General features: G+C 32.7%; 9 protein-coding genes. 4 read left to right on the forward strand and 5 right to left on the reverse strand.

The window, feature by feature from the left end; translation table 11 throughout:
* The first annotated feature begins 22 nt into the window (after positions 1 to 22).
* From ACVQ8P_RS07820 to ACVQ8P_RS07830, 3 genes are all read left to right on the forward strand, one after another.
* Positions 23 to 1,762, forward strand: coding sequence for an MFS transporter (locus tag ACVQ8P_RS07820; protein ID WP_462298662.1), 1,740 nt, complete (start codon positions 23 to 25; stop codon positions 1,760 to 1,762).
* A 131-nt stretch (positions 1,763 to 1,893) separates the two neighbouring features.
* Entirely contained in the window at positions 1,894 to 2,826 is a 933-nt protein-coding gene (locus tag ACVQ8P_RS07825) for an ISL3 family transposase (protein WP_462298663.1), read from the forward strand.
* A complete protein-coding gene (locus tag ACVQ8P_RS07830; RefSeq protein ID WP_462298664.1) occupies positions 2,808 to 3,134 on the forward strand; it encodes a transposase in 327 nt (108 codons plus the stop codon). The genes ACVQ8P_RS07825 and ACVQ8P_RS07830 overlap by 19 nt, the downstream gene beginning before the upstream one ends.
* A gap of 727 nt (positions 3,135 to 3,861) precedes the next feature.
* Here the strand turns inward: ACVQ8P_RS07830 and ACVQ8P_RS07835 are convergent.
* The 4 genes from ACVQ8P_RS07835 to wecB all read right to left on the reverse strand — a co-directional run bounded on the left by ACVQ8P_RS07835 (position 3,862) and on the right by wecB (position 9,216).
* Positions 3,862 to 5,628 carry an MFS transporter gene (locus ACVQ8P_RS07835; protein ID WP_462298665.1) on the reverse strand — a complete coding sequence of 589 codons (1,767 nt, stop codon included), beginning with the start codon at positions 5,626 to 5,628 and terminating at the stop codon, positions 3,862 to 3,864.
* Positions 5,629 to 5,859: 231 nt separating this feature from the next.
* Positions 5,860 to 7,305 carry a GH25 family lysozyme gene (locus tag ACVQ8P_RS07840; RefSeq protein WP_462298832.1) on the reverse strand — a complete coding sequence of 482 codons (1,446 nt, stop codon included), beginning with the start codon at positions 7,303 to 7,305 and terminating at the stop codon, positions 5,860 to 5,862.
* 114 nt (positions 7,306 to 7,419) lie between these two features.
* Positions 7,420 to 8,055 carry a uridine kinase gene (gene udk, locus ACVQ8P_RS07845; protein ID WP_462298666.1) on the reverse strand — a complete coding sequence of 212 codons (636 nt, stop codon included), beginning with the start codon at positions 8,053 to 8,055 and terminating at the stop codon, positions 7,420 to 7,422.
* An 18-nt stretch (positions 8,056 to 8,073) separates the two neighbouring features.
* On the reverse strand, positions 8,074 to 9,216 hold the full coding sequence (gene wecB, locus ACVQ8P_RS07850) for a non-hydrolyzing UDP-N-acetylglucosamine 2-epimerase (protein WP_462298667.1): 1,143 nt from the start codon (positions 9,214 to 9,216) through the stop codon (positions 8,074 to 8,076).
* Between the two features lie 152 nt (positions 9,217 to 9,368).
* On the opposite strand from wecB, the gene ACVQ8P_RS07855 reads away from it, so the two are divergent.
* On the forward strand, positions 9,369 to 10,604 hold the full coding sequence (locus ACVQ8P_RS07855) for an aminopeptidase (RefSeq protein ID WP_462298668.1): 1,236 nt from the start codon (positions 9,369 to 9,371) through the stop codon (positions 10,602 to 10,604).
* A 748-nt stretch (positions 10,605 to 11,352) separates the two neighbouring features.
* Here the strand turns inward: ACVQ8P_RS07855 and ACVQ8P_RS07860 are convergent.
* Complete coding sequence (locus ACVQ8P_RS07860; protein ID WP_462298669.1) at positions 11,353 to 11,487, reverse strand: hypothetical protein; 135 nt, start codon at positions 11,485 to 11,487, stop codon at positions 11,353 to 11,355.
* Between the last annotated feature and the right edge of the window lie 147 nt (positions 11,488 to 11,634).

Here is an 11,634-nt window from a genome sequence, read left to right on the forward strand (position 1 = left end):
ATTTTTTCGGGGAGTTAATATTTTGGAAAACACATCTAAATATCTAAAAAATCATGGATCTGTATTTAGTATTATTTTTGTTGTGAGTTTATTTTTAGTTCTCCCTCAAATTTTAAATCACAGTCTTGTTTTGGGCTCTGATTCTTTATTTCATTTTAATCGTATCTATGATATTTACATGCAATTTAAAACAGGAAACTTTAGTTATTTCCAATCTAATTACGGATTTCAGCAAAGTGGTCGAATTGTTAATGCGTTATATGGACCTGGAGTTGCTTACTTTTTAGGATTATTATTACTAGCTGTTCATAGTTGGATTAAATTTCAAGTCATATCCTCTTTTTTAGTTTTCTTCATTAGTGGGTATTCAATGTACTATCTATCCAAAGAAATGGCTTCTACTAAGAAAATCTCACTACTGATATCTATCCTTTTTATGAGTAGTCTATGGATTACACGTTGGTCAACTTCACAAAACTTCATGACTTTAGGTATTATGCTAATGCCTTTAATCGTTTTAATGGGCGTTAAGATGGTTAAAAAGAATGCACAAGACTTACATATCATTCCTTTTGCGCTAGCTGTCTCTTTAATGATACAAGTGCATCTGCTAAGTGCTTTAATGTCAATCGGTATTCTTGTTATCTTTTTTATCATTGGTTTTTTTCAGACAAATCAAAAATGGCAACTTTTATTAAAATGTTTCTTTGCCGCCCTACTTTCATTAGTTCTAACGTTTAATGTCTGGGGATCCATGTTAGATGTTTTTTCAACCAATAAATTATATTCACCATTTGCCAATTTAAACATGTCAGATTCAACTATGAATCTATCAACAAGTAACTATACAATTACTGAAATCGGCTTATTTATGAGTTTAATATTTATTTTACAAATTGTTTGGTTATTTTTTAAAAAAAATAAGTTAACTTTAGAAAATAAAATTGTAACAATCTTGGGACTAATATTTTTAGTCTTATCTTCAAACTTAATTCCATGGACAGCACTAGCCAACGCAATCCCAGAACTCCAGCGTTTCCTTCAATTTCCTCGTCGATTTGAAGGATTGGCTTCAGTTTTATTATTAGCTGGATTCGGCGCAACAATTTCAACTTTTTCAGCAAAAGACTCTAGAAAAAGTTTTGAACTATTATTAATGATAAGTAGTATTTTTGTTTCAGTACAGTCATACTTCGAGATTCAAAAAAGTAACGAAATATGGAATAGTGAACATTCTGTCCTTTACATGCAGAACGTTACTATTTCAGATCATACTGACAATGAACAAGTTGTAAAAGCTTTTACTAGCCCCCATTTAGAACGCGGGTTAAAATTAGTAACGAAAGCATCACCTGATTACTTGCCCAATAATCGCGCATTAAGTGAACATCCTTACTACGATTATCGCCAAGCTATCATTAACAACAAATTTAAAATAACTAAATCAGTCACTAAAAATGGGGACTTACTTCTCCACTGGAAGGCAACCAGAAAAGGTGAACTTTTTGCTTTACCTACCATAATTTATAATAATTCAACTGTTCAACTCAATGGTATTAATCTTGATCCAAAAACAATAAACTTATCTACTATGGGAAGTCCCAATATTAAGTCTACTAAAAAGGGGACAAATACTTTACTAGTCGGTTATCACTCAAAAATCATTACTAAAACAAGGCTAATTATTGTCATTATAGCTTGGATAATTAGTATTTTGACTCCCCCAATTTCATTTTTTATCAGTCGTAAAAAAACTTTATAAAAGAATAAGCACAATATTTGTTGGTGGTGATAGAAAATCTATCGCTGGCGACATTTTTTTATATAATGATACAAAAAAGGGAACTTCGTTTCCTTTAATGGCCAGCCAGCCCAAAAGAAAGAGGTCCCCTCATGATTAATCATACTAAAGTTTTACTTGGAATAGAAGACCCAAATATTATAATTGATAATAATTTAGCTATTCAGTCTAATTCTGATAGTACTATTTTTATTTATGGTACTTTAAATTATCGTCCTAAATCTTGCCAAAAATGTGGCGTTATCAATACCAATCAGATTATTAATTATGGTTGGCGAACTGTTTCGGTTCGCTTACCTCGTTCATTTGAACGGACTATTATTCTTAAATTACGCAAACAAAATTTTCACTGTAAAACATGCCACGGTTACTTTTTGGCACAAACAACGCTCACAACAAAACATTGTTCCATTTCACTTAACTGCCGTAAAGCATGTATTGAAAAATTAAAAGAAACGAGTTCTATGACCCATATCGCAAAAGAACTCGCTACTTCGACTAACTACGTTAGTCGTGTGCTTGCTTTAACCAAACATGATTTCAAAGTGAATTTAAATTATTTACCAGAAGTTCTTCTTTTCGATGAGATTAAAACAACAAAAGATGCCTTAAGCTTTGAATATATGGATGCCAAAACTCACGAATTAATTGATTTAATCGAGGCACGAACCATCTATCAGATTACCAAACACTTTAATCGTTATGTTAAAACTGCACGTGATAACGTCAAAATAATTGTGACAGATATGAATTATACCTATCCTAAACTAGCTGAAACGTTGTTTCCTAATGCCATTGTTGTATATGATCGATTTCATATTGTTCAATCTATGACTAGAGCTTTCAATCAAACTAGGATTCAAGTTATGAAAAAACTTACAGTAAGTTCCCAATCCTACAAACAATTAAAACGATATTGGAAATTGTTATTAAAACCAATGGGCCAATTAAATTATAAAAATTTTCGTCATTGGTCTTACTTCAAAGAATGGCAAACTGAAACAGATTGGATCAAAAGCTACTAGCTATTGATCCAATCTTAGCTAATACCTATAATTGTCTTCAAAATAGCTTAACTGCCATCCGTAATAAAGATTGGTCAAAACTTAATTATCAGTTAACTAACGCCAAAGGCGTTTCAGAACAATTTCAAAAGGTAACTGTATCACTCATAAAACAACCAGATTATTTAAAAAATGCGCTACGATATCCCTATTCTAACGGTCCTTTAGAAGGACTTAACAATAAACTAAAAGTAATTAAGCGCAATGCTTATGGGTTTAAAAATTTTAGCCAATATCGTTTACGTATTTTGAGTACCATTAAATTTTAAGCAAAAAAAGAAACCTGTTATCAAATAACAGGTTTCTCAATGACTATTTCACCAACAACAGTTGACGAAGAGCCAAAAGAATAAGCACAATACTTAAAAAGCCACAAACTCTCAAGATTTGAGAATTTGTGGCTTTTTTTGGTCCATCGTAATATGTTGTTGGTGCATAAATATAAACTGGTTACGTTATTAAAATCATTTATATGACTGCAAACAACTACACTAGCATATAGTTATAGACGTATAACTATCTAATTCCACAATCTTGATTTTACGATTAATCATAAAAAAGTTTATCGTTTAATGTACGACCGTAATTTCTTATCAAAGAACTGTTAAGATAATTGCTAAAAACTCAGTAAGACGTCGTTTCTTTACCTATTGTCCTTGTCAAAATTAACCACAGATATCACAGAAGTTCATTTGGAAAATAAAGCAGCGAAAGAACACGCTTATTTCACTTGTATTACGATTTTGTACTCAGGAGAAATATTGAGTTTTAATATGAGTATCATTCACTACGAACATTCTAAATGAAGCACTTAAGCAAATTCTAGATAACTTGTCTCGATAATACAGTAATGGAAAGTTCCTTTAATATCATGAGGCTTCCATCAAAAACAATTATGTCATACCCCAGTAAATATCGTAAATTTAAGATATCACCATTAAATTATAACGAACAAAAAATTTTGTTTATATATACATCATAAAATTCTAAACAATACTATTTTTTGTTTTCATAACTACTTCTGAACGGATCCATTATTTTTTTATTAATAAAAGATAAAAAAAGAATAATCAAGCTAATAATCCAAACTAAAATAACAATCATTAGTCTGACTTTAGTAATAATTTTTGAATGATAACTAAGTACGAAAGTATTTGTCCCTTTTTTAGTTGCTCTAACAGCAGGAGTTCCTATAGTTGATAATGTAATTTTTTTAGAATCCAGACTAACACCATTAAGCTGAACATCTGAGTTATTATAAACGACAACAGGTAAGGAAATCAACTGTCCCTTTTCTTTTGCACTCCAACAAAGGACTAAGTCACCGTTTTTTTTGACTACCCTAGATACATTAGATTTATTATTAATAATATTTTGACGATAATCATAATAAGAATGCTCACTTAATACACGATTATTAGGTAAATAGTCAGGCGACGCTTTTGTAACTAATTTTAAGCCAGATTCCAAATATGGACTGGTAAAAGTTTGAGTAATTTGCTTATTAATGACAGTATCAGGAATATCAACGTTTACTGTAGAAATTACAGAGTGATCACTATTCCATACCTCATTATTTTTTTGAATATCAGAATAAGATTGTATTACTATAAAGATGCCACTTACAACTAATATAAGTTCAAAAAATTTTCTATTTTCTTTAACTGAAAACGTCGAAATCGATGCACCAAATCCGGATAATAATAAAACTGAAGCGAATCCTTCAAATCGAAAAGGAAACTGCAGAAACCGTTGAAATTCTGGAATAGCATTTCCAAGTACTGTCCATGGTATAATAGATGAAGACAAAATTAAGAATATTAAACCTAAAACTGTAGTCGTTTTATTAGCTAAGGTCAAAGAATTATTTTTTTTAAATAACCAAATAATTTGTAAAACAAATATTAAACTCATAAATAAACCAATTTGGGTAATTGTAGCATTATTCATTGATAAGTTTGTTGTTGAATTAGACATATTTAAGTTAGCGTATGGTGGATATAATTTATTGGTTGAAAAAACATCTAACATGCCCCCCCAAACATTAAATGTTAAAACAAGAGATAATAATCCTGCAAAAAAGCATTTTAACAGCAGTTGCCATTTTTTATTTGTTTGAAAGAAACCAATCATAAAGAAAAAAAATAAAACACCAACTGACATTAAGGCGCTCAACAAATGGACTTGAATCATTAACGAAACAATTATTGCTAAAGGAATAATTTTCAGGCCATCAGCATTATCTTTAATCATTTTAAGTCCCATTAAAACGATTAGAGGCATTAAGGCAATCCCCCAGGCCATAAAATTTTGTGAGAGCGACCAACGCGTGATCCACATACTACTCATAAAAAGTATTGACATTAATAATGAAACTTTCTTAGTAGAAGCCATTTCTCTAGATAAAAAGTACATTGAGTAACCACTAATAACAAAAATAAAAAATGAAGAGATAATTTGAAATTTAATCCAACTATGAACAATTAGCAATAACCCACCTAAGAGGTAAGCAAACCCGGGACCATATAAAGCATTAACAATACGACCACTTTGTTGAAATCCGTAATTAGATTGGAAATAACTAAAATTTCCTGTTTTAAATTGCATGTAAATATCATAGATACGATTAAAATGAAATAAAGAATCTGCTCCTAGGACTAAACTATGATTTAAAATTTGCGGGAGAATTAAAAATAAACTTACACCTAAAATAACAACAAATACAGAACTCTGATTTTTTACATATTTAAACTTGTTTCCCAAAATAACAACTCCCCAAAATTTTTAATAGATTAAGTTATAAGAGTATCATTTTTATAACTCTTTAACAATATTAGTAATAGATACTGTTTCTATACTATTATTCACATATAGCATTTTTTAGTATGCTCACATTTGGATATGGATAAAAAACACTAATTTTATGCTATCATACAAAAAAAGTTGTCAGTGATAGATTTCCTCTCACTAACAACAGTTATAGGACTATTTATTTCAAAATGCGTGACTATTTACATATCCTTGCCAAATTCCTTTGGAACTATACAATGAATAATAAGTATAACCATTAATTGCATATGCATATTTAACATTATACATTTTTTTAGGGTTCACTATAGTTTCCCCTTTATTTTTTGTCCAGTCAAAATTCCCCCAAATAGTGTAACTTTTTTTTACTGAAACAGTTTTATTATATTTAGTATTATTTATCCCTACTGCATGCTTATTAACATATCCAATCCAAGTTCCTGCATTATTATAGAGCGAATAGAATGTACTACCATTGCCTAATTCATAACTATATCTAACATTAAAATTTTTACCATAATAATTATTAGTCGTATTTCTGATTTTACTCCAAAAGAAATTACTCCATATTTTATATCCTTTTTTATTCACTTTAACCGAAGCAGCAAACTGATTAGATTTAGCTGTAACAACTGCGTTTCTATTTACATATCCAATCCATTTATTATTTTTGTCATATAATGAATAAAATACACTACCATTACTGTGATTATAATTATATTTAGCTGTATAATTTTTACCAATAAATTTTGTTGTATTTCCTTTTTTAGTAGACCATTTAAAATTACCCCAAATATTATATCCAGATTTTTTAACTGTGACTAATTTATTATAAGCTTGCGCTTTCCCAGCCGCACTTGTTGCTGATGTCCCTAAGAACCAATCAGCATTTTTACCATTCATGATACTAGCATCGATTCCACCGACACCTGATAAGCCATGATTTGTATAGTTACTTGTATATTGCCACAATGAATGCACTATTGCTGTTGGTTCATCGCTTTGATAAGCTGCTAACCAGAAACAGTCATACCCTTTCACAGCTGTATTCGCATGTTTATTCATAAAATCTGCATATGAATAAAGAATAACCTTACGACTACCTACATGCTTAGCCATTTCGTCAGCCCAAGCCTTCGTAGCTGCATTAGTATTGGCTTTACTAGCGTTCGTAACCGTTTGATCTTCATAATCATTAACAAAGAACTTAGCATCTTTAGCACGAGTATATAAATCCTTAGCTTCTACTCGAGCATCTGCAACATTTTCATACTGACTAAATGAATAAACACCATATGGAATATTATATTTCTTCATCATTGCAATATTATGATCAATTACAAGATCTTTACGATTAGAGCCATATTGAACACGTAAAATAACAAATTTAAACTTTTTCTTTAATACTTTAGCCTGTGCATCTGTAAAAGAGCCTTGAAATTCTGATAAATCAGGAATCGAATTAGCTTTATTTGTAGCAGATTTGCTCAATGTGGCTTCAGCCCTAACTAATGAATTGGGAACGTTGGATCCCATAACACCTTCAGGTTTCGTATCATCTGCTGATACACGATATGCCCCAACTCCAATACCCATCATTATACCGGCGAAAAATAATACATATTTCATCATTTTCAAAACAGTAACCATCCTTTTTATATTTAGTATATATTATTTTCAAATAAAATTCTTTATCGAAACACCATTTTTTTAATTTTATAGAATCTATTATGAGTGCTTTTTAGTCTAATCTTGTTTTAAAATATCACGAACTTTAGTCGATAATAAATCAATGGCAACCGTATTTGCGCCACCTTCTGGCACAATAATATCGGCATAACGTTTTGTTGGTTCAACGAATTGATTATACATCGGTTTAACCGTTCTAACGTATTGATCAATAACGGATTGCAATGAACGATCACGTTCCTTCATATCGCGGGTAATACGGCGAATGATTCTCAAATCATCATCTGTATCAACAAAAACTTTAATATCCATCAAATTTCTGAGCTTTTCATCCCCTAAAATCAGGATTCCTTCAACAATAATCACATCTTGAGGTTCTGTTCTGATTGTCTCACTTGAACGCGTGAATTTTGTGTAGTCATAAACCGGCATATCAATCGCTTCATTGTTCAACAATTGTTCTAAGTCACTAATCATCCGTTCGTTATCAAAAGCAAGTGGATGATCATAATTAACTGCTTTACGTTCTTCCATGCTCATATCAGCTTGATCATTATAGTACGTATCTTGCTGTAAAATCATAATTGATTCACCAGCTAATTGTGAATAGATCGCATTACTAACTGTTGTTTTACCACTACCAGTACCACCTGTCACACCAATAATAATGGGACGTTTTGTTCGTTTGCTCATACTTTAAAAATCCTCCATTTATTCGAAACGTTCAGGTTCCTGCTGACTATCTCCAAGTTGGTAAGCAATGGCATCTAAAATCCGAGTAGCCGCTTGCCCATCTCCATAGGGATTTTTTGCATTTGCCATTCGTTCGTACTCTCTCTTATTAGTTATTAATGATAGCATGGTTTCTTTAACTTTTACAGGGTCAGTTCCAACCAACTTCAATGTCCCCGCATCCACGCCTTCTGGACGTTCTGTATTGTCACGCAAAACCAGCACTGGTTTCCCAAGTGAAGGCGCTTCTTCTTGAACACCACCTGAATCCGTCATAATAAAGTAACTTTTAGCCGCTAAATTATGAAAATCAACCACATCTAACGGTTCAATGAGATGCACACGGTCTACTTCACCTAAAATTTCGTTAGCTAAATCCTTAACAACTGGATTTAAATGGACAGGATAAACTACTTCAACATCTGGTTGGTTATTAACAACCTCTTTGATGGCTTCAAAAACCCGACGCATTGGTTCACCTTGATTTTCACGACGATGCATTGTTAATAAAATCATTTTATTGTTAGGATTTACTTCTGCTAACACATCATGATTATATTCTTTTTGAACTGTTTGTTTTAAAGCATCAATTGCGGTATTTCCGGTTACAAAAATTGCTTCTTTCGGATGATTTTCTAATATTAAATTAGCTTCGCTTTGTGAGGTTGGTGCAAAATACAGATCAGCCAAGACATCCGTTAACTGACGATTCATTTCTTCTGGGAAGGGTGAATATTTATCCCACGTTCTGAGTCCCGCTTCAACATGCCCAATCGCAACCTGGTTATAATAAGCCGAAATACTAGCGGCAAATGTTGTCGTCGTATCTCCATGAACTAAAATAATGTCAGGTTGTTCCTGTTTAATAACGTCATCCAATTTCTGCAAAACATTACGAGTGGTATCGCTCAATGTTTGGTTGGCATGCATGACATTCAAATCATAATCTGGAATTATTTTAAATATGTCTAAAACTTGGTCCAACATTTGACGATGTTGTGCTGTCACAACTGTCACTGTTTCAAATTCTGCGTTACGTTCTTTTAATTCTAAGACAACTGGTGCCATTTTGATAGCTTCTGGACGTGTGCCAAATACAGTCATAACTTTCACTTTTTTCATGATTGGCCTCCTCAATAATGATTCTAATTAGTATTATACCAAAGAAACGAAAAAAATCTGAAGTTGTTAGAAAAAATTTAATGTTCTAAACACTAATCATTTTCTCATTAATATGTTATTATTATTTCATAAATGAATTTGGAGGTTTTGATATGTCAAAATTAACTTTTAAAGATCAACTCAAAAAATACGCCGAATTAATCGTTAAAGTCGGTGTTAATGTGTCAAAAGGCCAAACAATTGTGCTCCAAATTTCCGTTACTCAACAGGAATTAGCTCATTTAATCGTTGATGAAGCTTATGCTGCCGGGGCAAGTGAAGTTATCGTCAAATGGGCCGACAGTCATGTGTCAAAATCATTTCTTGAATTTGCCCCACTTGACCGCCTAGTAGATGTCCCTGGCTACACAACTTCAGAAGTTGAAGATTGGGTTGCTAAAAAGGCCTCACGTATTTCAGTGATGTCAGATGACCCCGATGCTTTTGCTGGGATTCCTTATGAAAAAATTGCCTCTCGTCAAAAGGCTATGGGCCAAGCTTTACGCCCTTTACGTAAAGCCACTCAAAATAATGACGTCAGTTGGACAGTTGTCGCAGCTGCTGATACAGCTTGGGCGGAACTCGTCTTCCCTGAATTAAAAGGTGAAGCAGCCGTTTCACGTCTTTGGGAAGAGATTTTCAAAACAACACGGATTGACCATGCCGATCCAATTGAAGCATGGCACCAACATGATTTAACCTTACGGACAAAAGCTGACGAACTAAATAAAGAACAGTTCTCTGCTTTACATTATGTTGCACCAGGCACAGATATCGTCATTGGTTTACCCAAAAATCATTTATGGGAAGGCGCTGGCTCATTTGACGCTCAAGGTCATGAATTCATGGCTAATATGCCAACGGAAGAAGTCTTCACTGCACCCGACTCTAGACGTATCGATGGTTATATCTCATCAACAAAACCATTAAGTTACGCTGGAACAACTTTAAGCGGTATGAAATTTACGTTTAAAGCTGGTAAAGTCATTGAAGCAACTGCTGAACAAGGCGAAGAAGTCTTGAAACACCTACTTGATACTGATGATGGCGCCAAATCATTGGGCGAAGTTGCCTTAGTTCCAGACCCTTCTCCCATTTCACAGTCAGGAATCACATTCTACAATACATTATTCGATGAGAATGCGAGTGATCATCTCGCACTTGGCTCTGCTTATCCATTTTCTATCAAAGATGGCACTAAAATGAACGATGATGAGTTAGCTGCTGCTGGTTTAAATTTAAGCCAAACACATGTTGATTTCATGGTCGGATCTGCTAAAATGTCAATCGATGGTATTCGTGAAGATGGTAGTGAAGTTCCCGTATTCCGTAATGGCGATTGGGCCTAATTATAGCGAAGTCGAATTAGCGAGTTCTTTTAACTTTTCAATACAAGCTTTACGGCAGTTAAGTGAAATAAAACAATGTGTTGTTGTGAGTGTTGTTTGTGCCAAAAAGTACCCGTGGTATTTTTTACAGTGGAAAGTTTATTTATGTAATTTTAGAATAATAGTTCGCCAACCATAATTAAAAATAGTGCTATCAGACTGAAGGCCCAAATATTATAATAATATTTGGGCCTTCTATTCCAAGTAAAACTTTAGTATGATTAACTATGAGGGAACCTCTTTCTTTTGGGCTGGCTGGCCATTAAGGAAACGAAGTTCCTTTTTTTGTATTATTATATAAAAAAATTGCCGCCAGTGATCGATTTTCTATCACCAACAAATGTTGTAGAGCCTTTTTTTGTGTCTTTTTTAAGTCTTACAATGAGATAACTAGTTTTGTTACAGCATTAATCACTTTAGCAAAAACCAATATGATTGCTGATACTCCACCTAAAATCACAAACGAAATTCCGATTAGATCCAATTAATCATTTTCTTTCATCTAATCAGTATTTCCGAACGCAACATATAACGTAAAGAAAATTGATAAATTATAGCACAGTTATTACCTACTATGACTAACTGTGCTATACTAAATATATGAAAAAGAAGCCCTGCTTCAACAGGACTTCTCACATAGAACCGTTTAAGACGGTGACCAGATTTTAATTACTAATAATCGTTTATCTCGCCAAAGATAATGAGACGATTATTTTTTTTGTGTCTTTTTTAAGTCTTGCCATGAAATAATGAGTTTTGTTACAGCATTAATCACTTTAGCTAAAGCTAATATGATTGCTGATACTCCGCCTAAAATCACAAGTACAATTCCGATTAGATACAATCAGGCATTTCCTTTCCTAGATTGAACACTTATTTTCATAAGCATCACCTCTCCTCAAGAATAGCCACCGTCTTTTCACTTTTCTATTTATTCAGTATAGCATATAAAAACTACTCTACCCCACGTTCAATTCACGTTTGAAGTGCC

This window comes from Dellaglioa sp. BT-FLS60, from assembly GCF_054941065.1.